This window comes from Pseudomonas sp. NBRC 111119 (assembly GCF_001320125.1).
Lineage (GTDB): Bacteria > Pseudomonadota > Gammaproteobacteria > Pseudomonadales > Pseudomonadaceae > Aquipseudomonas > Aquipseudomonas parafulva.
Genome location: NZ_BCAV01000008.1, coordinates 34,909 through 57,453, shown reverse-complemented (window position 1 = coordinate 57,453; position 22,545 = coordinate 34,909). Strand labels below are relative to the sequence as shown.

The 22,545-nt window shown below is 62.8% G+C and carries 20 protein-coding genes; 8 read left to right on the top strand and 12 right to left on the bottom strand.

Features of this window, described 5'->3' with window-relative positions; translation table 11 throughout:
• Window positions 1-110: 110 nt before the first annotated feature.
• Window positions 111-2,720 carry a bifunctional aconitate hydratase 2/2-methylisocitrate dehydratase gene (acnB, locus tag APH25_RS04330; RefSeq protein WP_060481175.1) on the top strand — a complete coding sequence of 870 codons (2,610 nt, stop codon included), beginning with the start codon at window positions 111-113 and terminating at the stop codon, window positions 2,718-2,720.
• 100 nt (window positions 2,721-2,820) lie between these two features.
• On the opposite strand, the gene prpF is transcribed toward acnB, so the two are convergent.
• The 5 genes from prpF to APH25_RS04305 form a co-directional block, all read right to left on the bottom strand.
• A complete protein-coding gene (gene prpF, locus APH25_RS04325) occupies window positions 2,821-4,011 on the bottom strand; it encodes a 2-methylaconitate cis-trans isomerase PrpF (protein ID WP_060481174.1) in 1,191 nt (396 codons plus the stop codon).
• Window positions 4,012-4,067: 56 nt separating this feature from the next.
• Window positions 4,068-6,656, bottom strand: a complete 2,589-nt coding sequence (gene acnD, locus APH25_RS04320; protein ID WP_060481173.1) for a Fe/S-dependent 2-methylisocitrate dehydratase AcnD — start codon at window positions 6,654-6,656, stop codon at window positions 4,068-4,070.
• 195 nt (window positions 6,657-6,851) lie between these two features.
• On the bottom strand, window positions 6,852-7,979 hold the full coding sequence (gene prpC / locus APH25_RS04315) for a 2-methylcitrate synthase (protein WP_060481172.1): 1,128 nt from the start codon (window positions 7,977-7,979) through the stop codon (window positions 6,852-6,854).
• A gap of 103 nt (window positions 7,980-8,082) precedes the next feature.
• A complete protein-coding gene (gene prpB, locus APH25_RS04310; protein ID WP_060481171.1) occupies window positions 8,083-8,973 on the bottom strand; it encodes a methylisocitrate lyase in 891 nt (296 codons plus the stop codon).
• Complete coding sequence (locus tag APH25_RS04305) at window positions 8,970-9,686, bottom strand: GntR family transcriptional regulator (RefSeq protein WP_028634516.1); 717 nt, start codon at window positions 9,684-9,686, stop codon at window positions 8,970-8,972. Before APH25_RS04305 ends, prpB begins: the two co-directional genes overlap by 4 nt.
• A 294-nt stretch (window positions 9,687-9,980) precedes the next feature.
• Here APH25_RS04305 and APH25_RS04300 point away from each other — a divergent pair, with 294 nt between their 5' ends.
• The 5 genes from APH25_RS04300 to APH25_RS04280 all read left to right on the top strand — a co-directional run bounded on the left by APH25_RS04300 (window position 9,981) and on the right by APH25_RS04280 (window position 15,329).
• Window positions 9,981-10,517, top strand: coding sequence for an ATP-dependent zinc protease (locus tag APH25_RS04300; RefSeq protein WP_028634517.1), 537 nt, complete (start codon window positions 9,981-9,983; stop codon window positions 10,515-10,517).
• Window positions 10,518-10,522: 5 nt separating this feature from the next.
• Window positions 10,523-12,058 (top strand): inactive transglutaminase family protein, encoded by a 1,536-nt coding sequence (locus APH25_RS04295; RefSeq protein ID WP_028634518.1) that lies wholly within the window; start codon window positions 10,523-10,525, stop codon window positions 12,056-12,058.
• Entirely contained in the window at window positions 12,058-13,038 is a 981-nt protein-coding gene (locus APH25_RS04290; protein ID WP_028634519.1) for an alpha-L-glutamate ligase-like protein, read from the top strand. The genes APH25_RS04295 and APH25_RS04290 overlap by 1 nt, the downstream gene beginning before the upstream one ends.
• A 133-nt stretch (window positions 13,039-13,171) precedes the next feature.
• Window positions 13,172-14,515, top strand: coding sequence for an aminodeoxychorismate synthase component I (gene pabB, locus APH25_RS04285; RefSeq protein WP_060481170.1), 1,344 nt, complete (start codon window positions 13,172-13,174; stop codon window positions 14,513-14,515).
• A 79-nt stretch (window positions 14,516-14,594) separates the two neighbouring features.
• Window positions 14,595-15,329 (top strand): phosphoadenylyl-sulfate reductase, encoded by a 735-nt coding sequence (locus tag APH25_RS04280; RefSeq protein ID WP_060481169.1) that lies wholly within the window; start codon window positions 14,595-14,597, stop codon window positions 15,327-15,329.
• Between the two features lie 57 nt (window positions 15,330-15,386).
• Here the strand turns inward: APH25_RS04280 and cysB are convergent, their stop codons facing one another.
• The 3 genes from cysB to APH25_RS04265 form a co-directional block, all read right to left on the bottom strand.
• Window positions 15,387-16,361, bottom strand: a complete 975-nt coding sequence (cysB, locus tag APH25_RS04275) for an HTH-type transcriptional regulator CysB (RefSeq protein ID WP_003250297.1) — start codon at window positions 16,359-16,361, stop codon at window positions 15,387-15,389.
• Window positions 16,362-16,489: 128 nt separating this feature from the next.
• The gene (locus APH25_RS04270) at window positions 16,490-16,987 is read right to left on the bottom strand and encodes a universal stress protein (RefSeq protein ID WP_028634522.1); all 498 of its coding nucleotides are present in this window, start codon (window positions 16,985-16,987) and stop codon (window positions 16,490-16,492) included.
• A gap of 98 nt (window positions 16,988-17,085) precedes the next feature.
• Window positions 17,086-18,030, bottom strand: a complete 945-nt coding sequence (locus APH25_RS04265; RefSeq protein WP_028634523.1) for a putative 2-dehydropantoate 2-reductase — start codon at window positions 18,028-18,030, stop codon at window positions 17,086-17,088.
• A gap of 182 nt (window positions 18,031-18,212) precedes the next feature.
• Between APH25_RS04265 and APH25_RS04260 the strand changes: the two genes are divergently transcribed.
• The gene (locus APH25_RS04260; RefSeq protein ID WP_028634524.1) at window positions 18,213-19,289 is read left to right on the top strand and encodes a 3-deoxy-7-phosphoheptulonate synthase; all 1,077 of its coding nucleotides are present in this window, start codon (window positions 18,213-18,215) and stop codon (window positions 19,287-19,289) included.
• A gap of 37 nt (window positions 19,290-19,326) precedes the next feature.
• Here the strand turns inward: APH25_RS04260 and APH25_RS04255 are convergent, their stop codons facing one another.
• Window positions 19,327-19,608, bottom strand: a complete 282-nt coding sequence (locus APH25_RS04255) for a GNAT family N-acetyltransferase (protein WP_028634525.1) — start codon at window positions 19,606-19,608, stop codon at window positions 19,327-19,329.
• A 510-nt stretch (window positions 19,609-20,118) separates the two neighbouring features.
• On the opposite strand from APH25_RS04255, the gene oprI reads away from it, so the two are divergent.
• Complete coding sequence (gene oprI / locus APH25_RS04250) at window positions 20,119-20,370, top strand: outer membrane lipoprotei OprI (protein WP_003259780.1); 252 nt, start codon at window positions 20,119-20,121, stop codon at window positions 20,368-20,370.
• A gap of 127 nt (window positions 20,371-20,497) precedes the next feature.
• On the opposite strand, the gene APH25_RS04245 is transcribed toward oprI, so the two are convergent.
• The 3 genes from APH25_RS04245 to APH25_RS04235 form a co-directional block, all read right to left on the bottom strand.
• Entirely contained in the window at window positions 20,498-21,475 is a 978-nt protein-coding gene (locus APH25_RS04245; protein WP_028634526.1) for a L,D-transpeptidase family protein, read from the bottom strand.
• 112 nt (window positions 21,476-21,587) lie between these two features.
• Window positions 21,588-21,878: a hypothetical protein gene (locus APH25_RS04240; protein ID WP_028634527.1), complete on the bottom strand. Its 291-nt coding sequence runs from the start codon at window positions 21,876-21,878 to the stop codon at window positions 21,588-21,590.
• A 58-nt stretch (window positions 21,879-21,936) separates the two neighbouring features.
• Entirely contained in the window at window positions 21,937-22,542 is a 606-nt protein-coding gene (locus tag APH25_RS04235; RefSeq protein WP_060481168.1) for an arylesterase, read from the bottom strand.
• Window positions 22,543-22,545: the final 3 nt, after the last annotated feature.

The window sequence follows — 22,545 nt, the reverse complement described above, 5'->3', positions numbered from 1 at the left end:
CTTGCGACCCTGGCTGGGCGGCCCAAGAAGCCGTCATTGCGCACGGGTGCACGGAATGCTGGATGAGCGTCCCGGACCCCCTTTAGGGACCACTGATGAGGGAAATAACTGTGCTTGAAGCCTACCGCAAACACATCGAAGAGCGCGCCGCTCTGGGTATCGTGCCCCAGCCGCTGAACGCCGAACAAACTGCAGGCCTGGTCGAGCTGCTGAAAAACCCGCCGGCCGGCGAAGAAGCCTTCCTCGTAGACCTGATCACCAACCGCGTACCGCCAGGGGTAGACGAAGCTGCCTACGTCAAGGCCGCTTTCCTCTCCGCCGTGGCCAAGGGCGAAGCCAAGTCCCCGCTGATCGACCGCAAGCTCGCCACCGAGCTGCTGGGCACCATGCAGGGCGGCTACAACATCGAAACGCTGGTCGCGCTGCTGGATGACGCCGAACTGGGCGCCGTCGCGGCCGAAAAGCTCAAGCACACCCTGCTGATGTTCGATGCCTTCCACGACGTGGCCGAAAAAGCCAAGGCGGGCAACGTTCACGCCAAGGCCGTGCTGGAATCCTGGGCTGCTGGCGAGTGGTTCACCTCGCGCCCTGCCATCGCCGACAAGTACACCCTGACCGTGTTCAAGGTGCCTGGCGAAACCAACACCGACGACCTGTCCCCAGCACCCGATGCCTGGTCGCGCCCTGACATCCCGCTGCACGCCCTGGCCATGCTGAAAATGGCCCGTGACGGCATCGAGCCAGAGCAACCCGGTTCGGTCGGCCCGCTGAAGCAGATCGAAGCGGTACGCGCCAAAGGCTTCCCGGTCGCCTACGTGGGTGACGTGGTCGGTACCGGTTCGTCGCGTAAATCCGCCACCAACTCGGTGCTGTGGTTCTTCGGCGACGACATCCCGTACGTGCCGAACAAGCGCGCCGGTGGCTTCTGCTTCGGCACCAAGATCGCCCCGATCTTCTACAACACCATGGAAGACGCCGGCGCCCTGCCGATCGAGTTCGACTGCACCAACCTGGGCATGGGCGACGTCATCGACGTGTACCCGTACAAAGGTGAAGTGCGCCGCCACGACAGCGACGAACTGGTTACCAGTTTCGCGCTGAAAACCGAAGTACTGCTGGATGAAGTCCGCGCTGGCGGCCGTATCCCGCTGATCGTCGGCCGTGGCCTGACCGAGAAAGCCCGCGCCGAACTGGGCCTGGGGGCTTCGGACCTGTTCAAGAAGCCTGAGCAGCCTGCGGACTCCGGCAAAGGCTTCACCCTGGCGCAGAAAATGGTCGGCCGTGCCTGTGGCCTGCCAGAAGGCCAGGGCGTGCGCCCAGGCGCCTACTGCGAGCCGAAGATGACCACCGTCGGCTCCCAGGACACCACGGGCCCGATGACCCGCGACGAGCTGAAAGACCTGGCGTGCCTGGGCTTCTCCGCTGACCTGGTGATGCAGTCGTTCTGCCACACCGCGGCGTATCCGAAGCCGATCGACGTCACCACCCACCACACCCTGCCCGACTTCATCCGCACCCGTGGCGGCGTGTCGCTGCGCCCAGGTGACGGCATCATCCACAGCTGGCTGAACCGCATGCTGATGCCGGACACCGTCGGCACCGGTGGCGACTCGCACACCCGCTTCCCGATCGGCATTTCGTTCCCCGCCGGTTCTGGCCTGGTGGCGTTTGCTGCCGCCACCGGCGTGATGCCGCTGGACATGCCAGAGTCGATCCTGGTGCGCTTCAAGGGCAAACTGCAACCGGGCATCACCCTGCGTGACCTGGTGCATGCCATCCCTTACTACGCCATCCAGAAGGGCCTGCTGACCGTCGAGAAGAAAGGCAAGAAAAACGCCTTCTCCGGCCGCATCCTGGAAATCGAAGGCCTGGACGAACTGACCGTCGAACAGGCGTTCGAGCTGTCCGACGCCTCGGCCGAGCGCTCCGCTGCGGGCTGCACCATCAAGCTGCCGGAAAAGGCCATCGCCGAATACCTGCAGTCCAACATCACCCTGCTGCGCTGGATGATCGGCGAAGGCTACGGCGATGCCCGTACCCTGGAGCGTCGTGCCCAGGCCATGGAAGCGTGGCTGGCCAAGCCTGAGCTGCTGTCGGCCGACGCCGATGCCGAGTACGCCGAAATCATCGAAATCGACCTGGCCGACGTGAAAGAGCCTGTGCTCTGCGCACCAAACGACCCGGACGATGCCCGCCTGCTGTCGCAGGTTCAGGGCGAGAAGATCGACGAAGTGTTCATCGGTTCGTGCATGACCAACATCGGCCACTTCCGCGCCGCCGGCAAGCTGCTGGAGAAGGTCAAGGGTGGCATCCCTACCCGTCTGTGGCTGGCCCCGCCGACCAAGATGGACGCCCACCAGCTGACCGAAGAAGGCTACTACGGCATCTACGGCAAGGCTGGCGCGCGCATGGAAATGCCAGGCTGCTCGCTGTGCATGGGTAACCAGGCACGTGTGCAGACCGGTTCGACCGTGGTGTCCACCTCGACGCGTAACTTCCCGAACCGCCTGGGCGACGCGACCAACGTGTACCTGGCATCGGCCGAGCTGGCTGCTGTGGCTTCGATCATCGGCAAGCTGCCGACCGTCGAAGAATACATGCAGTACGCGAAGGACATCGACAGCATGTCTGCCGACGTCTACCGCTACCTGAGCTTCGACCAGATCGCCGAGTTCCGTGAAGCGGCCGCCAACGCCAAGATCCCGGTGGTCCAGGCATAAGGCCAATAGCCAGCGGCCTGCCATAGGCCGCTTGCTGTATAAGAAAGCCCCGGCAGAAATGCCGGGGCTTTTTTGTGTGTGGCAGGCAGCGGCTGTGTAGCTAGAAACTGTCTGCCGGCACCCGCACACTGCCCTCCATCAAAATACGCGCGCTGCGGCTCATGATGGCCTTGGTCACCGTCCACTGCCCATCCACTTGGCGTGCTTCAGCGCCCACCCGCAGGGTACCCGAGGGGTGCCCGAAGCGTACGGCGGTGCGCTCCCCGCCGCCTGCAGCCAGGTTGACCAACGTACCGGGGATGGCGGCCGCCGTGCCGATGGCCACGGCGGCGGTGCCCATCATGGCGTGGTGCAGCTTGCCCATCGACAAGGCCCGCACCAGCACGTCGATGTCCGCGGCACCGACCACCTTGCCGCTGGACGCCGTGTAAGAGGCTGGCGGGGCCACGAACGCCACCTTGGGTGTGTGTTGGCGCCCGGCCGCCTGGTCAACGTGCTCGATAAGCCCCATGCGCACGGCGCCCCAGGCACGGATGGTCTCGAAGCGTTGCAAGGCGTGGGGGTCGCCATTGATCGCGTCCTGCAACTCGGTGCCGGTGTAACCAATTTCGCCAGCCTCGAGGAAAATGGTCGGGATGCCCGCGTTGATCAAGGTAGCCTTGAACGTGCCAACACCCGGTACATCGAGGTCGTCCACCAGGTTACCGGTGGGAAACATGGCGCCGCCTGCGCCCTCCTCGTCGGCCGCCGGGTCCAGGAACTCCAGTTGCACTTCGGCGGCAGGGAAGGTGACCCCGTCCAGTTCGAAGTCGCCGGTTTCCTGCACCTCACCCTCGCTGATCGGTACGTGGGCGATGATGGTCTTGCCGATGTTGACCTGCCAGATGCGCACTGTGGCAACGCCGCTGCGCGGGATACGGCTCGGGTCGACCAGGCCGCTTGCGATGGCGAACGAGCCGACCGCAGCCGACAGGTTGCCGCAGTTGCCGCTCCAGTCGACGAAGGGTTTATCGATGCTGACCTGGCCGAACAGGTAGTCCACGTCGTGCGCGGGCCGGGTGCTCGGCGAGACAATAACGGCCTTGCTGGTGCTCGACGTAGCGCCGCCCATGCCGTCGATCTGCTTGGCGTAGGGGTCTGGGCTGCCGATCACCCGCAGCAGCAACGCGTCACGGGCGGGGCCCGGGGCCTGCGCCCGTTCGGGCAGGTCTTGCAGGCGGAAGAACACGCCTTTGCTGGTGCCGCCACGCATATAGGTAGCCGGGATCTTGATCTGGGGAGCGTGTGCCATGGTCTGAGGCATCCTGGTGATTCGGGTCCAAGGGCCGCCAGGCGGCCCCGTTTCATTCAGGCAGTGGCTTCGAGGAAGTCCTGGGCAAAACGCTGAAGCACCCCGCCTGCCTCGTAGATCGACACTTCCTCCGCCGTGTCCAGGCGGCAGGTGACAGGCACCTCCAGGCGCTCGCCGTTGGCGCGGGTGATCACCAGCGTCAGCGTGGCCCGCGGTGTACGTGCCCCCACGACGTCGTAGGTTTCGCTGCCATCCAGGCCCAGGGTGTTGCGGTCGGTGCCTGGTTTGAATTCCAGCGGCAGTACCCCCATGCCCACCAGGTTGGTGCGGTGGATGCGCTCGAAGCCTTCGGCGGCGATCGCCTCGACGCCGGCCAGGCGCACGCCCTTAGCGGCCCAGTCACGGGAAGAGCCCTGCCCGTAATCGGCACCGGCGACGATGATCAGCGGCTGCTTGCGCTGCATGTAGGCCTCGATGGCCTCCCACATGCGGGTCACCTTGCCTTCCGGCTCCAGCCGCGCCAGCGAGCCCTGCCTCACGCTGCCATCGTCGTTGCGCACCATCTCGTTGAACAGTTTGGGGTTGGCGAACGTGGCACGCTGGGCTGTCAGGTGGTCACCACGGTGGGTGGCGTAGGAGTTGAAGTCCTCTTCCGGCAGGCCCATTTTTGCCAGGTACTCGCCTGCTGCGCTGTCCAGCATGATGGCGTTGGAGGGCGACAGGTGATCGGTGGTGATGTTGTCCGGCAGCACAGCCAACGGGCGCATGCCCCGCAGGGTCCGCTCACCCGCCAGGGCGCCTTCCCAGTAGGGCGGGCGGCGGATGTAGGTGCTCATCGGGCGCCATTCATACAGCGGCGCCACCTTCGGCCCGCGATCTTCCTCGATGGCGAACATAGGGATGTAGACCTTGCGGAACTGCTCTGGCTTGACCGCAGCGCGGACCACGGCATCGATTTCCTCATCGCTTGGCCAGATGTCCTTGAGGCGGATTTCCTGGCCGTCAACCACGCCCAGTACATCCTTTTCGATGTCGAAGCGGATAGTGCCGGCAATGGCGTAGGCCACCACCAGCGGCGGCGACGCCAGAAACGCCTGTTTGGCATAGGGGTGGATGCGCCCGTCGAAGTTGCGGTTACCCGACAGCACGGCAGTGGCGTACAGATCGCGGTCGATGATCTCTTGCTGGATCACCGGGTCCAGCGCGCCAGACATGCCGTTGCAGGTGGTGCAGGCAAACGCCACGATGCCAAAGCCGAGCTGCTCCAGCTCCTTCTCCAGCCCGGCCTCCTCCAGGTACAACTGCACAGCCTTGGAGCCCGGTGCAAGCGAGGACTTGACCCACGGCTTGCGAACCAGGCCCAGCCTGTTGGCATTGCGCGCCAGCAGCCCGGCAGCGATCACGTTGCGCGGGTTGCTGGTGTTGGTGCAGCTGGTAATGGCCGCGATAATTACCGCGCCATCAGGCATCTGCCCCGGCACCTGCTCCCACGCGCCCGCGATACCCTTGGCCGCGAGATCGCGGGTAGCGACCCTGGCATGGGGGTTGGAAGGGCCGGCCATGTTGCGCTCCACGCTGGACAGGTCGAAGCTCAACGTACGCTCATAGACGGCGCCTGCCAGGCTGTCTGCCCACAGGCCCGTGACCTTGGCGTAGGTTTCCACCAGGCGAACCTGCTGGTCGTCCCGCCCGGTCAGGCGCAGGTAGTCGATGGTCTGCTGGTCGATGGCAAACATCGCCGCCGTGGCGCCGTATTCGGGGGCCATGTTGGAGATGGTGGCGCGGTCGCCCAATGTCAGGGCGCTGGCGCCCTCCCCGTGAAACTCAAGGTAGGCACCTACTACTTTCTGCTTGCGCAGAAACTCGGTCAAGGCCAGCACCAGGTCAGTGGCGGTAATGCCCGGGGCCAGCTTGCCGGTGAGCTGCACACCCACGATCTCTGGCAGGCGCATCCACGAGGCGCGGCCCAGCATCACGTTTTCCGCCTCGAGGCCACCCACACCGATGGCGATCACACCCAAAGCGTCGACATGGGGGGTGTGGCTGTCGGTACCGACGCAGGTGTCTGGGTAGGCGACGCCATGGTCACTGTGTACCACCGGCGACATCTTCTCCAGGTTGATCTGGTGCATGATGCCGTTGCCGGGCTGGATAACGTCTACGTTCTTGAACGCTTTCTTGGTCCAGTTGATGAAATGGAAGCGGTCCTCGTTGCGCCGGTCCTCGATGGCGCGGTTCTTGTCGAAGGCCTGGGGGTCGTAGCCGCCGCACTCCACGGCCAGGGAGTGGTCGACGATCAGTTGCACCGGCACCACCGGGTTGACCTGCGCCGGGTCGCCGCCTTTGTCGGCGATGGCGTCGCGCAGGCCGGCCAGGTCGACCAGCGCCGTCTGGCCGAGGATGTCGTGGCACACCACGCGTGCCGGGAACCACGGGAAATCCAGGTCGCGCTGACGCTCGATCAGCTGCCCCAGCGAGGCGGCCAGGTGGGCAGGGTCACAGCGGCGCACCAGGTTTTCGGCCAGCACGCGGGAGGTATAGGGCAGGCCGTCGTAGGCGCCGGGCTTGATCGCCTCGACGGCTGCGCGGGCATCGAAATACTCCAGGTCGGTACCTGGCAGGGCTTTGCGGTAGGCAGTGTTCATATCGTTATCAGGCTCGCTCACGGATAGCGTTCAAACTGATTGTGCAAGCAACCCACGCTCCTTGTGGGAGTGGGTTCACCCGCGAAGCAGGCAGCCCGGGATTGCACCGGCTTCGCCGGTGTTCGCGGCTGAAGCCGCTCCCACAGGCCCCTGCTGAATCCACAGGTTATGTGCGGCTCTACAGGCCAGGCTCCATCACCGCTGCTCAATCGCCATAAATGGCCGCTGCTCCACGCCCACGTACTCGGCGCTTGGGCGGATGATGCGGTTGTTGGCGCGCTGCTCGAATACATGCGCGGCCCAACCTGTGAGGCGTGAGCAGACGAAGATGGGCGTGAACAGCTTGGTCGGGATGCCCATGAAGTGGTACGCCGACGCATGGTAAAAGTCAGCGTTGGGGAACAGGCGCTTCTGCGCCCACATGGTCTTGTCGATGGCCTCGGAAACCGGGTACAGCACCGTATCCCCCACTTCATCGGCCAGCTGCTTCGCCCAGCCCTTGATCACCTCGTTGCGCGGGTCGGACTCCTTGTAGATGGCATGGCCAAAGCCCATGATCTTGTCCTTGCGCTCAAGCATGCGCAGCAACTCGGTCGTGGCCTCCTGCGGGCTCTGGAAGCGCTCGATGAGTTCCATGGCCGCCTCGTTGGCACCACCGTGCAGCGGGCCGCGCAATGCGCCGATGGCGGCCGTGATGCACGAATACAGGTCGGACAGCGTCGAGGCGCATACCCGGGCGGTGAAGGTGGAGGCGTTGAACTCGTGTTCCGCGTAAAGGATGAGTGAAACGTTCATCACCTTCACATGCAGCGCACTGGGTTTCTTGCCGTGCAGCAGGTGCAGAAAATGGCCACCCAGGGTGTCTTCGTCACTGTGGCAGTCGATGCGCACGCCATGGTGGCTGTAGCGGTACCAGTAGCACATCACCGCAGGAAACAGCGCCAGCAAGCGGTCGGTCTTCTCGACTTGGGCGTCGAAGGTGAGCTCGGGCTCCAGCGTGCCGAGCATCGAACAGCCCGTACGCATCACATCCATGGGGTGGGTGTCACGCGGGATGCGCTCGAGCACCTCCTTCAAGGCCTGGGGCAGCTCACGCAGCCCTTTCAGCTTGTGCTTGTAGTCGGCAAGTTCGGCCTGGCTGGGCAGCTCGCCGTACAGCAGCAGGTAGGCAACTTCCTCGAACTCGGCACCGGCAGCCAGTTCGCGCACGTCGTACCCACGGTAGGTCAGCCCGGCACCGGCCTGGCCCACGGTCGACAGCGCGGTCTGGCCGGCCACCTGCCCGCGCAGGCCAGCGCCACTGAGTACTTTTGCTTCGGCCATGGTGTTTCTCCTTTCTTGAATTTGTTATGGGAATGCTGTTTGGCTGATGGGTTTGGCTGAGGCCTTTATCGCGAGCTTTGCTCGCTCCTACAAGGACGGGGGGTCAGGCCTTTTTCTGGGCAAACAGGGCGTCCAGGCTTTGTTCGAACGCGTGGTAGCCGATGGCATCGTAAAGCTCCATGCGGGTCTGCATGGTGTCGACCACGTTCTTTTGCGTGCCGTCGCGGCGCAGGGCCGTGTAGACGTTTTCAGCCGCCTTGTTCATGGCGCGGAATGCCGACAGCGGGTAGAGCACCAGCGACACGCCGACCGAACCCAGTTCATCGGTGGTGTACAACGGCGTGGCGCCGAATTCGGTGATGTTGGCCAGGATCGGCGCCTTTACCCGGTCGGCGAACGTCCGGTACATCGACAACTCGGTGATGGCCTCGGGGAACACCATGTCGGCGCCGGCTTCGACACAGGCGGCAGCCCGGTCCAGCGCGGCGTTCAGGCCCTCGACGGCCAGCGCGTCGGTGCGCGCCATGATCACGAAACTGTCATCAGTGCGGGCATCGACGGCCGCCTTGATGCGGTCGACCATTTCCTGCTGGCTGACGATTTCCTTGTTGGGCCGATGCCCGCAGCGCTTGGCACCAACCTGGTCTTCGATGTGAATGGCGGCGGCGCCGAACTTGCTCATCGAGCGCACGGTGCGGGCCACATTGAAGGCCGATGCGCCGAACCCGGTGTCCACGTCCACCAGCAAGGGCAGGTCGCACACGTCGGTGATGCGGCGTACATCCGTGAGCACGTCATCGAGGTTGCTGATGCCCAGGTCAGGCAGGCCGAGCGACCCGGCAGCCACACCACCACCGGACAGGTAGATGGCCTTGAAACCGGCGCGTTTGGCCAGCAGTGCATGGTTGGCATTTATGGTGCCGACCACCTGCAGCGGCTGCTCGGCGGCAACGGCTTCGCGGAAACGCTGGCCGGGTGTGCTCTTCACGGTCATTTCTCACCTCTTGGGCTGTCAGTGCGGGCGTCCAGGTAGTGGCGCTCGATGTTGCGCTTGGAGGCGCCGATGTGGCGGCGCATCAGGAGTTCGGCCAGCTCGCCATCACGCTCGGCAATGGCATCGAGAATACGGTGGTGCTCGGCAAATGCCTGGCGCGGGCGGTTAGGCGTGGCGGAGAACTGAATGCGGTACATGCGCACCAGCTGGTACAACTCGCCACACAGCATCTTGACCAAGGTCTGGTTGCCGCTGCCCTGGATGATCCGGTAGTGAAAATCGTAATCACCTTCCTGCTGGTAATACCCCACACCCGCCTGGAAGGCAGCATCTCGCTCATGGGTGTCCAGCACCCGGCGCAGTTCTTCGATGTCGGCCACACTCATGCGCTCTGCTGCCAGCCGGCACGCCATGCCTTCGAGCGACTCACGGATCTCGTACAGCTCGATCAGTTCGGCATGGTTGAGCGACACCACCCGCGCGCCCACATGGGGTATGCGCACCAGCAGGCGCTGCCCCTCGAGGCGATGGATGGCCTCGCGCAGGGGCCCACGGCTGATGCCATAGGTGCGGGCCAGCTCAGGCTCGGAAATCTTGCTGCCAGGGGCAATGTCACCTTTGACGATGGCCGCCTGGATGCGCCGAAACACATGCTCGGACAGGGTTTCCGATTCGTCCATCAAGGCCGGGCCAACGGCGGAGAGGTCCTGCATATTGTCGACACCTTATTTAATCCATACGCTGAAATTAGCCAAAAAGGCATGATCAGTCAAAGGCTAAATATGGATTGTTGACAATTATGCTGACCAGAACTTCTCCTGCCCTGTCGCTGTCAGATCGCGCACCGCTGGCGTCAATACGTCGGCGTGATAGAATGCCGCGCCTCCGATGGAGTATGGATAGCCTGACTGCCAACGCCGTACGCGTGTTGACAGTTCAACGAGGAAGCTTGTGCAGCAGTTGCCAGTCGCCTTACCCCGAAACTTGCACAATACCGCGCCAGGACTATGAGACTTACACCTGCTTTATTACTGCTTTGCCTCACCCTGCTGCCGGCCCTTGGCCAGGCGGCGGGCAAGACCGTGTACGGGCTCAATGAGTACGCACGCCTGGGTGACCTTGACCTGGAGGTGGCGGCCAAGCTCGACACCGGTGCCAAGACCGCCTCGCTCAGCGCCCGCGACATCAAACGCTTCAAACGCAACGGCGAAAGCTGGGTGCGCTTCTACCTGGCCATCGACGCCGCCCACTCTCACCCCATCGAACGCCCGTTGGCGCGGGTGAGCAAGATCAAGCGCCGTGCCAGCGACTACGACGCTGACTCCGGCAAGGCCTATACCGCGCGGCCGGTCATCGAGCTCGATATCTGCATGGGCCAGGCCCGGCGCACCATCGAAGTCAACCTCACAGACCGCAGCGCTTTCCAGTTCCCGCTGCTGATCGGCTCTGAAGCCCTGAAACACTTCGACGCACTGGTCGACCCCAGCCTTAAATATGCGGCCGGCAAACCTGCCTGTGCCACCGACGCTCCCAAAGCAGAGTAATCCCGATGCGCTCTCTTACCCTCCACCTGAAAGTCCTGATCACCGTACTGGTGCTTCTGGGCGTAGCCGTCACGGCCTATCAGATCCTGGTGCTCGGCATCCCGGTCACCGAGGATGAAACCGACGACTTGTGGAACATCGACGCCAAGATCGAATTCGTCGCCAGCACCAAGGACCCGGTCAAGGTGCAGATGTTCGTACCGCCACTTAACCGCGACTACGTGAGCCTCAACGAGAGCTTCATCTCCAACAACTATGGGGTCAGCGTCAACCGCGCCGACGGTAACCGCAAGGTCACCTGGTCGGCCCGCCGCGCCAGCGGCAACCAGACGCTGTACTACCGCCTGGTGCTGACCAAGCGCTACAGCACCGAAAAAGCCAAGATCAAGGGCCCGACCTTCCGCGACAGCCTGGCGGTGGACGGCCCCGAGAAGATCGCCGCAGAAGCGCTGATGGCACCGATTCGCCAGCATTCGGCCGACGTGGAAACCTTTGTCGGCGAGACCATCAAGCGGGTCAACAACCTCAACGACGACAACGTCAAGCTGCTGCTGGCCGGCGACACCTCGTCCCTGAAAAAGGCCCAGGTGATCGACCTGCTGTTGTCCATCGCCCACGTACCGATGGAAAGAGTGCACACCATCCGCCTGGTGGCAGACACCCCGCAAACCCCTGAGCTGTGGCTGCGCAGCTTCAATGGCAACGACTGGCTGTACTTCAACCCCGATACCGGCGAACAGGGCCTGCCAAGCGACCGCCTGCTGTGGTGGACCGGTGACGACAACCTGATCACCGTCGATGGCGGCAAGAAAGCCAACGTCACCTTCAGCATGAACAACAGCGAGATGAACGCCATCCGCCTGGCCAAGTTGACCGACGAGAACACCGACGCCGACTTCCTCGAGTACTCGCTTTACGGCTTGCCGCTGCAGACCCAGCAAACCTTCATGATCATGGTGATGATCCCGATTGGCGTGCTGGTGATCCTGATCCTGCGCAACCTGATCGGCATCCAGACCCTGGGCACCTTCACCCCCGTGCTGATCGCCCTGGCCTTCCGCGAGACCCAGCTGGGCTTCGGTATCGTGCTGTTCACGGTGATTACCGCGCTTGGCCTGTCACTGCGCTCCTACCTGGAACACCTGAAGCTGCAGATGCTGCCGCGGTTGTCGGTGGTGCTTACCTTCGTGGTGGTACTGATTGCCGCCATCAGCCTGTTCAGCCACAAGCTTGGCCTGGAGCGTGGCCTGTCGGTAGCACTGTTCCCCATGGTGATCCTGACCATGACCATCGAGCGCCTGTCCATCACCTGGGAGGAACGCGGGGGCGGCCATGCCATGAAGGTGGCCATCGGCACGCTGTTCGCGGCATCCCTCGCACACCTGCTGATGATGGTGCCGGAGCTGGTGTACTTCGTCTTCACCTTCCCGGCAGTGCTGCTGATTCTGGTGGGCTTCATGCTCGCGATGGGCCGCTACCGCGGCTACCGCCTGACCGAGCTGGTGCGCTTCAAGGCATTCCTGAAGAAGGCTGACGCCTGATGTTTGGCCTGATCAAGACGTGGAAAGCCCTGGAGGCCCGGGGCATCATGGGTATCAACCGGCGCAACGCGGACTACGTGTTGAAGTACAACAAGCGCCACCTGTACCCGATCGTCGACGACAAGATCATCACCAAGGAGCGTGCACTGGCTGCTGGCATTCATGTGCCGGAAATGTACGGCGTGATCGAGACGGAAAAAGAGATCGAAAAGCTCGACCAGATCATTGGCGGGCGCAATGACTTCGTTATCAAGCCGGCGCAAGGCGCTGGCGGTGACGGCATCATGGTGATCGCCGACCGCTTCGAGGACCGCTACCGCACAGTGTCGGGCAAGATCATCAGCCACGAGGAAATCGAACACCAGATTTCCAGCATCCTCACCGGCCTGTACTCGCTGGGCGGGCACCGTGACCGGGCACTGATCGAATACCGGGTCACGCCCGACCAGATCTTCAAAAGCATCAGCTACGAAGGTGTACCGGACATCCGCATCATCGTGCTGATGGGCTACCCGGTCATGGCCATGTTGCGCCTGCCCACCCGCCAGTCGGGCGGCAAGGCCAACCTGCACCAAGGCGCCATCGGCGTGGGTGTAGACCTGGCCACCGGCGTGACCCTGCGCGGTACCTGGCTGAACAACATCATCAGCAAGCACCCGGACACCACCAACTCGGTGGATGGCGTGCAACTGCCCACCTGGGACGGCTTCATGAAGCTTGCCGCAGGCTGCTACGAGCTGTGCGGGCTGGGCTACATCGGCGTGGACATGGTACTGGACCAGGAGAAGGGGCCGCTGATTCTGGAGCTGAACGCCCGCCCGGGGCTGAACATCCAGATCGCCAACGACTGCGGCCTGACCCAGCGTACCCATGCCATCGAAGCCCACCTGGAAGCGCTGGCGAAGGAAGGTATCACTGAAGATGCCGAGCAACGCGTCCGGGTCGCACAGGGGCTGTTCGGGCACGTGCCCGGCCATTGATCGGGTGGGGCTGCCCTGCAGCCCCTTCCTTCACGTGGCATTGGGTGCGGGTGAATGTAAAGCCCGGTGCTAGGCGCAGTTCCTGCAGCGGTCTACAATTGCCCCCCTCGCTTTTACATCGCCGTCCACACTGATGCCGACCTGTACGCTTTACCCCCTGCCCTACCAAGCCGACCCCGCCACTTTTTTTGCCCACCTGCGCCAGGCGCCGGGGGCGATTCTGCTGGACAGCGCTCGCCCTGCCGCCGACCGTGGCCGGTTCGACCTGCTCAGCGCCTGGCCTGTGCAGCAGCTTCACGCACGGCCTGGCGAAGATGGCCGCGCGTTTCTGCACCGTTTGCGCGAAAGCCTGGCGCAGCTTGGCACTGCACAGTTGCCAGCAGGCAGCGAGCTGCCGTTCGCCGGCGGCCTGATCGGCTACCTGAGCTACGACTTCGGTCGCCGGCTGGAGCAACTGCCCAGCCAGGCGGTGGATGACCTCGGCCTGCCGGATGCACAGTTGGGGCTGTATGCCTGGGCAATGGTCACCGACCATGTGCAAGGCACCACCCAGTTGGTGTTTCACCCAAGCCTGGCTGCTGACGAGCGGGACCGCCTGGTGAGCCTGTTCAGCAGCTCAGCGCCTGGTGCATCAGGCCCTTTCAAACTGCTCGCGCCCATGGCCGGCGATCTGCAGCCGGCACAGTACCAGGCCGCATTCAACCAGGTGCAGCGCTACATTCAGGCCGGTGACTGCTACCAGATCAACCTCACCCAACGCTTTCGCGCACCTTGCCAGGGCGACCCTTGGCACGCCTACCAGGCACTGCGCCGGGCCTGCCCCACACCGTTTTCCGGCTACCAGCAACTGGCCGACGGCAGTGCCCTGCTGAGCTTTTCGCCAGAGCGGTTCATCCGGGTCAGCCAGGGCCAGGTAGAAACCCGGCCCATCAAGGGTACCCGGCCACGCGGCAGCAACCCGGCAGAAGACACGCGCAATGCCGAAGAACTGCTGCACAGCCCCAAGGACCGCTCCGAGAACCTGATGATCGTCGACCTGCTGCGCAACGACCTGGGGCGCACCTGCCAGATCGGCTCGGTCAGCGTGCCGGAGCTGTTCAGCCTGGAAAGCTACCCGAACGTGCATCACCTGGTCAGCAGCGTCATCGGCACACTGGCTGACGGCAGGGATGCACTGGACCTGATCGGTGACAGCTTCCCGGGCGGGTCCATTACCGGCGCACCGAAAATCCGCGCCATGCAGATCATCGACGAGCTGGAGCCCACCCGCCGCGCCCTGTACTGCGGGTCTTTGCTGTATGTAGATGTGCGCGGCGAAATGGACAGCTCCATCGCCATCCGCAGCCTGCTGGTCAAGGACGGACACGTCAGCTGCTGGGGCGGGGGTGCCGTGGTCGCCGATTCGCAATGGCAAGCTGAATACGAAGAGTCGATCGCCAAGGTACGCGTGCTGATGCAGGCCTTGCAGGCGCTGTAGAGCCGTCTGCCCCGTATTTTTTTGTTACCATCACCCCATTACGAGCGCACAGCGCCACAGCCAAGATGGAAACCGCCTGATGAGCCAACCCTTCGACGTCGCTGCCCTGGCCGCGGCCTATGCCAACAAGTCCCCGCAGGACATACTTAAGCTTGCCTTCGAGCATTTCGGTGATGACCTGTGGATTTCGTTCAGCGGCGCCGAGGACGTGGTGCTGGTAGACATGGCCTGGAAGCTGAACAAGCAGGTCAGGGTGTTCAGCCTGGACACCGGCCGCCTGCACCCGGAAACCTACCGTTTCATCGACCAGGTGCGCGAACAGTACAAGCTGCCTATCGAAATCCTCAGCCCGGACCGCAACACGCTCGACCCTTTCGTCAAAGACAAAGGCCTGTTCAGCTTCTACCGCGACGGGCACGGTGAGTGCTGCGGCATCCGCAAGATCGAGCCGCTGCGCCGCAAGCTGGCCACGGTCAGCGCCTGGGCCACTGGCCAGCGCCGTGACCAGAGCCCCGGCACCCGCAGCCAGGTGGCGGCCCTGGAAATCGACAGCGGCTTTTCGACCCCGGAACGCACCCTGTACAAATTCAACCCACTGGCGCAGATGACCAGCGAGGAAGTGTGGGGCTACATTCGCATGCTGGAACTGCCCTACAACAGCTTGCACGAGCGCGGCTTCATCAGCATCGGCTGCGAGCCCTGCACACGCCCGGTGCTGCCTAACCAGCATGAGCGCGAAGGGCGCTGGTGGTGGGAGGAGTCCACCCAGAAGGAATGCGGCCTGCACGCTGGCAACCTGATCACCAAGGCCTGAAACCCATCACGGCCAGCTGCACGGCGCTGGCCGGCAGCTGGCCGCCACCCGCGGCACTCAGTGCACAGGCAATTCGACGCCTTCGAACAGGGCCTCAAGCTCCTGTTTGTTGTGGCACTGAATGGCCTTGGCCATCACTTCACGGGTGAGGTGCGGGGCGAATTTCTCGATGAAATCGCACATGAAGCCGCGCAGGAACGTGCCTCGGCGGAAGCCGATCTTGGTGATGCTGGCTTCGAACAGCTCACTGGCATCCAGGGCGACCAGGTCACTGTCGAGCTTGGCGTCCACCGCCATGCCGGCGACGATGCCCACACCCAGGCCAAGGCGCACATAGGTCTTGATCACGTCGGCATCCGCCGCGGTGAAGACCACTTTCGGGGTGAGGCCGCGGTGGTTGAAGGCCTCGTCCAGCTTGGAGCGCCCAGTGAAGCCGAACACGTAGGTAACGATCGGGTACTCGGCCACTGCCTCCAGGGTGAGCTTAGGCAGTTTTGCCAACGGGTGGCCCTGAGGCACCACTACACAGCGGTTCCATTTGTAGCACGGCATCATGATCAGGTCGCCGAACAGCTCCAACGCTTCGGTGGCGATGGCAAAATCGACCGTGCCGTCAGCCGCCATTTCGGCAATCTGCATCGGCGAGCCCTGGTGCATGTGCAGCGAAACTTCAGGGTACTGCTTGATGAAGCTGCTGATTACCGGCGGCAACGCATAGCGGGCCTGAGTGTGGGTGGTGGCGATAGACAGCGTGCCCTTCTTCTCGTTGGAGAATTCCTGGGCAATCTGCTTGATGCTTTCAACCTTGCGCAGGATCTCCCCGGCAGTGTTGATGATGCGCTCACCTGCAGGGGTGACGCGGGTAAGGTGCTTGCCGCTGCGTGCGAACACTTCGACGCCCAGCTCATCTTCGAGCAGGCGGATCTGCTTGCTGATACCTGGCTGGGAGGTGTACAGGCTCTGGGCTGTCGCGGAGACGTTGAGGTCATGGTGCGCCACTTCCCAGATGTAGCGCAGTTGTTGAAGCTTCATAGGTTTCCCTCGGTTCAGCGATGAGTCAGCGGCAGCGGGCAGCGACGATATATAACTATATTAGTGGTTATTGAAATAAATCTAGAACTATTTTGTTACATGCCTAGGGAAGCGCCCTACACGCAGCTTCACGCTTTCCTACGACCTAGATGCTGCGACAGCGGCACCATGTAGACCGGCACCGGGGACAGCTGCAACAGCCTCACCGCTGTTCTGCCCAGGGGCACGTCAACCCCCGCGCCGGCGCTGTGGCTGCCAAATATCAGCAGGTCGACGCTAAGCCGCTGCGCCTGGTCGAGGATGACCTGCGCAGGGTCCCCCTGGCGAACGCGCACCGCCTTGAGCACGGCAAGGTCAGCGTCTTCACCCAGCTCATCACGCAGGTTTTCCAGCACACGCTGTTCGATGTTGGCCATCACCGTGCTTACGCCCTGACTGTGCAATTGATCGAGAGTCTGCTCGTCCAGGTAGCTCTGCAACAGGGATTCGGCAAACTGGCCCATGGGCTCGACGGCGTGTATCACATACAACTCCGCCGAAAAGGTGCGCGCCAGGGCCAGCGCATGCTGCATCACGAAAGGCGCATAAACACCGAGGTCGGTGGCATACAGCATGGAACGGATCATTCGACCTCCTCGACTGCCGCGGCGGCAGAGCAAGCTAGAGCTTAGCAGCGCGCCGCACACCCGCCTGGCCATCCGGCGCGCCCGCATCTGCCCAGGCCTCAGCGGTTGGCGCGGGCACTCAGGAAGGCCAGTGCCTGGTGGAGCATCTGTATGCGGGGCAAGCTGCAGCCGGCCGCTTGAGCGCGGGCCAGGGGCTCGGCATAGATGGCCTGCAGTTCGAGGGGGCGGCCGTGGGCGTGATCGTGGTACATGCTGGGCCAGTAATCTGGCATGCCTTCCGTCACTTCGAACAACTGCTGGGCGTAGCCCTCAGGCAGCACATGGCCACAGGCCGCTGCGCCCTGCACCACTTCATCCATCAGCGCCCGCACCAGCGCACGGCTGCTACTGTCGGCCATCAACAGCCCGGTACTGGCACCCAGCAGCACGGAAAGCCCGTTGTAGGGCACGTTCCACACCAGTTTCTGCCAGCGCGCCTGCGCGAGGTCGGGCATGGCCTGCGAGGCCACGCCTGCAGCCCTGAACAAGCCGGCACCCTGCTCGACCAGCTGCGCCCCGCCGTCGGCTGCCGGGCCGCTGTGGTAGCCGAGGTTGACGGTACCCAGCGCCTGATGGCAAATCACCCCGGGCGCCTGGCGATTCACGCAGATGAAGCACAGCCCGCCCAGCAGGTGCATGTCCGGGCGTAATGCCGGGCGCAGTTGCTCCTCGACCCCCAGGCCGTTCTGCAGCAGCACCACTTTTGCACCTGGCGCTGCGGCCTGCACGATCAACGGCGCCAGTTGGTGGTTGCTGGTAGCCTTGGCGCCAATCAGCAACCAGTCGCACGCCGGCATCTGGGTGCCCGAGGCATAGCATTGGGCGTTCAGATGCAGGGCACCGTGAACGGCACTTTCCACGGCCAGCCCCCGCTCGCGCACCGCCTCGTACTCGCTGCGCAGCAGAAAGTGCACATCAAAGCCTGCCCGGGCCAGCATCAGCCCGTAAAAGCCGCCAATCGCGCCACTGCCGATGATGCCGATGCGTGGGTTGGTTGTGCGCATGCCGCCCTCCTTGTGGATGTGAGGCTACTTTGTACACCGGATTGACCCATTCAGGTGGGGTAATCCCCATTGTGGCGCCAACGCTAACGCGCTAAGGTTCGGCTCCCCGCTGCGATTATTCTTGCTGCTGGGCCGCACGGGGACTGTTGGCGGCCGGCACCCGTGACCTGACGAGTAACACGATGGCTGATTTACCGATCGATGACTTGAACGTTGCCTCCAACGACACGCTGATCACCCCTGATCAGCTCAAGAAGGAAATCCCCCTCAGCACCAAGGCCCTGCAGACCGTTACAGCAGGTCGCGAAGTGGTGCGCAATATTCTGGATGGCAAGGACCACCGCCTGTTCGTTGTGGTTGGGCCGTGCTCCATTCACGACATCAAGGCAGCCCACGAATACGCCGAGCGCCTCAAGGTGCTGGCCGAGGAAGTGTCCGACACGCTGTACCTGGTCATGCGTGTATATTTCGAGAAGCCGCGCACCACTGTCGGCTGGAAAGGCCTGATCAACGACCCCTACCTGGATGACTCATTCAAGATTCAGGATGGCCTGCACATTGGTCGCAAACTGCTGCTGGACCTGGCGGAGATGGGGCTGCCTACCGCTACCGAGGCACTGGACCCGATTTCGCCGCAGTACCTGCAGGACCTGATCAGCTGGTCCGCCATCGGCGCCCGTACCACGGAATCTCAAACCCACCGTGAAATGGCGTCGGGCCTGTCCTCGGCCGTTGGCTTCAAGAACGGTACCGATGGCGGCCTTACCGTGGCCATCAATGCCTTGCAATCGGTGTCCAAGCCTCACCGCTTTCTTGGCATCAACCAGGAAGGCGGCGTGTCCATCGTCACCACCAAAGGGAACCCGTACGGTCATGTGGTGCTGCGGGGCGGTAATGGCAAGCCCAACTATGACTCGGTCAGCGTCGCGCTTTGCGAACAGGACCTGGTTAAGGCCAAGATCAAGCCCAACATCATGGTCGATTGCAGCCACGCCAACTCCAACAAAGACCCGGCACTGCAACCGCTGGTGATGGAGAACGTGGCCAACCAGATTCTCGAGGGCAACCAGTCCATCATCGGGCTGATGGTTGAAAGCCACTTGAACTGGGGCTGCCAGTCCATTCCGAAGGATCTGGCCCAGTTGCAATACGGGGTGTCGGTCACCGACGCCTGCATCGACTGGTCGGCAACCGAGAAAACACTGCGCAGCATGCGCGCCAAGCTCAAGGATGTGCTGCCACAGCGCAAGCGCGGCTGATCAGCACCTCGCTCAGCCTGACAGGTCGGTATGAATGTCAGGCTTTGCTGGAATGACGCTGCTGGCGTTCCATGTACCGCTCTACATACGAGCAGGACGGGATGACCGTGTACCCCATCTGCTCGGCGTACGCCAGGGCCTGCTCGGTCAAGGCTGCAGCGATACCCCGGCCCCGCAGAGCGTTGGGCACAAAGGTGCGGTAGATGTCGAGGGTCTGCTTGCCCAGGTCCATGTACGTCAGGTAGGCACGATGACCGTCCACACTGGTCTCGAACTGATGACCGGCCTGGTCATGGTGGATGGTCAGCGCTTCACTCATCACTACTCCTCGCAGGTCTTCCTGGCAGACCTTTTCGCCTTACAGCGGGTGGTTCATCCGGCGCACTATGCAGTACGCCGCCTCTTGGCTTTCGACCGATCCGCACAGCAGTGCGTTCGTTCGGATCTGTAGCACTCATAAGATAGTAGGCGCCCTACTAGGGGTTGCTCAAGGTGCGCACCCATGAAAGGGCAAACTCTGCTGTCGCAACTGTGGGTGGCTGCAAGCAATTGCTGTCGGATGTTGTAGGACTGAGACGTCCCATGACAGTGCAAGTCACTATTGGTTCCACAAAAAAGTACAGGTACTACAACCGCTTGCGATTACTGCACCTTTTTGTTTCACGCCCACCTTGCGCCTCTTTCTAGCGTGCAGCAGCGGGCTGTTTTTTTTTGCAGTTCTTGCGCTCCGTCAGTTTACTTACTACAAGTAATGGGTACTATGTACGCCGGCCAGTTTCTCTTTTCTGAGAGATGGCTATTTAATAGAAAGTCCTTGAAGGGGAACACGATGAACAACGTTCTGAAATTCTCTGCTCTGGCTCTGGCCGCAGTTCTGGCTACCGGTTGCAGCAGCGTCTCCAAAGAAACCGAAGCTCGTCTGACTGCGACTGAAGACGCAGCAGCTCGTGCTCAAGCTCGTGCCGATGAAGCCTACCGTAAGGCTGACGACGCACTGGCAGCCGCTCAGAAGGCTCAGCAGACCGCTGACGAAGCCAACGAGCGCGCACTGCGTATGCTGGACAAAGCCAGCCGCAAGTAATAATCCTCACGGATTGTTATCGAGCCGATCCACCTGTGGGTCGGCTTTTTTGTTGCCCGCAATAAAGCAGTCGAGCTCATACAAAAAGGCCTGCACGATGGCAGGCCCTGTCACACAGTAGGCGAGGCTACTGCAGCTCAGCCGGAATAGTGGATACCATCGGCGCATCGCCAGGGCCATTGGCCGGCACGGCAATTTCGACCGGCATGCCATCCTCGGCAGCCACCACGTCACGCACCATGTCCCAGTTCATGCGCACGTTGTTGGCCAGGTCTTCGCGCTTGAGCAGGGCGTTGATAACAGCCGTATGCTTGTCCACGACCGACGGGTTGCCTTGGTCATCCAGCGGCGTGTGGGCCTCCAGGTATACCTTGCCCTGACTGACCCCGAACTTGTAGGGCTCGTTGATGATGCGTACTGGCGTGCCCACCGGCACCATACCCGAGAGCTCCAGCACATTGTTGTTGAGCATGCGGAAGCAACCGTGACTGGTGCGCATGCCGATACCGAACTTTTTGTTGGAGCCGTGGATCAGGTAGCCAGGCACACCCAGCGTGAACTTGAAGGGCCCCAACGGGTTGTCGGGCCCTGCAGGGACGACGGCCGGCAGGATGTCACCGTCCGCAGCATGCTCGGCACGAATGGAAGCAGGCGGGGTCCAGGTGGGGTTCGGCGTTTTGGCAGTGATCTTGGTGTTGGCGACCGGCGACCCCCACCCCTCGCGACCGATACCCAGCGGGAAGGTATGCACCACATTCTGCCCCTTGGGGTAGTAGTACAACCGGTACTCCGCGAGGTTGATGACGATGCCTTCACGCGGGCCCGGCGGCAGGATGTAGCGCGTGGGCAGGATGATTTCCGTACCGGCGCCAGGCAGCCAGGGATCGACACCGGGGTTGGCCGCGATCATTTCAAGGTAGCCCAGGTCGTTGGCGGTGCCGATGTCGGCGAAGGTGTCCTCGTACTTTGCCTTGATGACGTGCACCTGACCGACCAGGTCATCACCGGGCGGTGGCAGCGGCAGCTCCAGCGCGGCGGCGGGGCCCGCTACCAGCAGGGCGGCCAGGGACAGGCTACGGGTGACGGCAGGAAAGCGCGGCAACATCCGGTAAATCCTTCGAAAGGTGAGTCAAGAGGTTCGATTGTACACCCGCCCCCGGGCCAGCGGGAGGCATTGGCGCGTTGCAAGCCTTTGCAGATGATGAAAGGGCCCGGCTTCAACTGGCCTGCAGTTCGGGCCAGATGGGCCGCATGCCACGCCGTTGTGCATCGAGTATGGCACGGCAAAGGTCACACAGACGGCCATCGCGGTAGATCGACTGCGGCACCCCGGACCAGCGAGGGTGAGCCGGCAGCAACCCCCCGCACAATGTCCTGTCGACCGGCACGCCCAACTCGAGCTGGCGGGCGACCAGGTGGACACGCACCTCCTGGCAGGCGAACAGGTCAAGCTGCTCGTCGGGCTCGATCAGTTGATAGGCATACAGGGACCAGGCAGGGCGCGGCATCGGGGGCACTCGAAACGGGGGGCGCAACATTAGCCGAAAGCCGGCCCCGTTTAAAGCGTCACAGCAAGGGTTTTAGCGCCGGCCAGGCATTTTCCAGCAGGCGTTGCTGAGCACCTTGCGCAGGGTGGATACCATCGGCCTGCATCAATTCCGGCACACCCCCTACCCCGTCGAGGAAGAACGGCACCAACGCGACGTGTTTGTCCGCTGCCAATTGCTGGTAGACCTGTGCAAATGCCTCGGTGTAACGCACGCCATAATTTGGCGGCAGGCGCATGCCCAGCAACAGCACCTTGGCCCCGGCCTTGTGCGACTGCTCGATCATCGAAGCAAGATTTTGTTGCAATTGCCCAGGCGGCTGCCCACGAAGGCCGTCATTGCCTCCCAGTTCCAGCACTACCACCCCAGGCTTGTGCGCCGCAAGCAGCGCCGGCAGCCGCGCCTGGCCCCCCGCGCTGGTGTCACCGCTGATGGAGGCATTGACCACCTTGTCGTCGAAACCTTCCTGCTGCAGGCGGGTCTGCAACAGGGAGACCCAACCCTGGCGGGTATCCAGCCCGAAACCGGCGCTGATACTATCGCCAACGATCAGCAGTGTCCCCGCCGTGGCGCTCTGGGCCAGGCAACACAGGACCAGCACGGCACTCAACCACCTTCTTCGCATTGG

Bases quoted from the DNA above. Each gene is read 5' to 3' on its own strand.
- prpF (WP_060481174.1), bottom strand. From the start codon at position 4,011: ATGGCACACGCTCCCCAGATCAAGATCCCGGCTACCTATATGCGTGGC.
- acnD (WP_060481173.1), bottom strand. From the start codon at position 6,656: ATGAACACTGCCTACCGCAAAGCCCTGCCAGGTACCGACCTGGAGTAT.
- prpC (WP_060481172.1), bottom strand. From the start codon at position 7,979: ATGGCCGAAGCAAAAGTACTCAGTGGCGCTGGCCTGCGCGGGCAGGTG.
- prpB (WP_060481171.1), bottom strand. From the start codon at position 8,973: ATGACCGTGAAGAGCACACCCGGCCAGCGTTTCCGCGAAGCCGTTGCC.
- APH25_RS04305 (WP_028634516.1), bottom strand. From the start codon at position 9,686: ATGCAGGACCTCTCCGCCGTTGGCCCGGCCTTGATGGACGAATCGGAA.
- APH25_RS04300 (WP_028634517.1), top strand. From the start codon at position 9,981: ATGAGACTTACACCTGCTTTATTACTGCTTTGCCTCACCCTGCTGCCG.
- APH25_RS04295 (WP_028634518.1), top strand. From the start codon at position 10,523: ATGCGCTCTCTTACCCTCCACCTGAAAGTCCTGATCACCGTACTGGTG.
- APH25_RS04290 (WP_028634519.1), top strand. From the start codon at position 12,058: ATGTTTGGCCTGATCAAGACGTGGAAAGCCCTGGAGGCCCGGGGCATC.
- pabB (WP_060481170.1), top strand. From the start codon at position 13,172: ATGCCGACCTGTACGCTTTACCCCCTGCCCTACCAAGCCGACCCCGCC.
- APH25_RS04280 (WP_060481169.1), top strand. From the start codon at position 14,595: ATGAGCCAACCCTTCGACGTCGCTGCCCTGGCCGCGGCCTATGCCAAC.
- cysB (WP_003250297.1), bottom strand. From the start codon at position 16,361: ATGAAGCTTCAACAACTGCGCTACATCTGGGAAGTGGCGCACCATGAC.
- APH25_RS04270 (WP_028634522.1), bottom strand. From the start codon at position 16,987: ATGATCCGTTCCATGCTGTATGCCACCGACCTCGGTGTTTATGCGCCT.
- APH25_RS04265 (WP_028634523.1), bottom strand. From the start codon at position 18,030: ATGCGCACAACCAACCCACGCATCGGCATCATCGGCAGTGGCGCGATT.
- APH25_RS04260 (WP_028634524.1), top strand. From the start codon at position 18,213: ATGGCTGATTTACCGATCGATGACTTGAACGTTGCCTCCAACGACACG.
- APH25_RS04255 (WP_028634525.1), bottom strand. From the start codon at position 19,608: ATGAGTGAAGCGCTGACCATCCACCATGACCAGGCCGGTCATCAGTTC.
- oprI (WP_003259780.1), top strand. From the start codon at position 20,119: ATGAACAACGTTCTGAAATTCTCTGCTCTGGCTCTGGCCGCAGTTCTG.
- APH25_RS04245 (WP_028634526.1), bottom strand. From the start codon at position 21,475: ATGTTGCCGCGCTTTCCTGCCGTCACCCGTAGCCTGTCCCTGGCCGCC.
- APH25_RS04240 (WP_028634527.1), bottom strand. From the start codon at position 21,878: ATGCCGCGCCCTGCCTGGTCCCTGTATGCCTATCAACTGATCGAGCCC.
- APH25_RS04235 (WP_060481168.1), bottom strand. From the start codon at position 22,542: ATGCGAAGAAGGTGGTTGAGTGCCGTGCTGGTCCTGTGTTGCCTGGCC.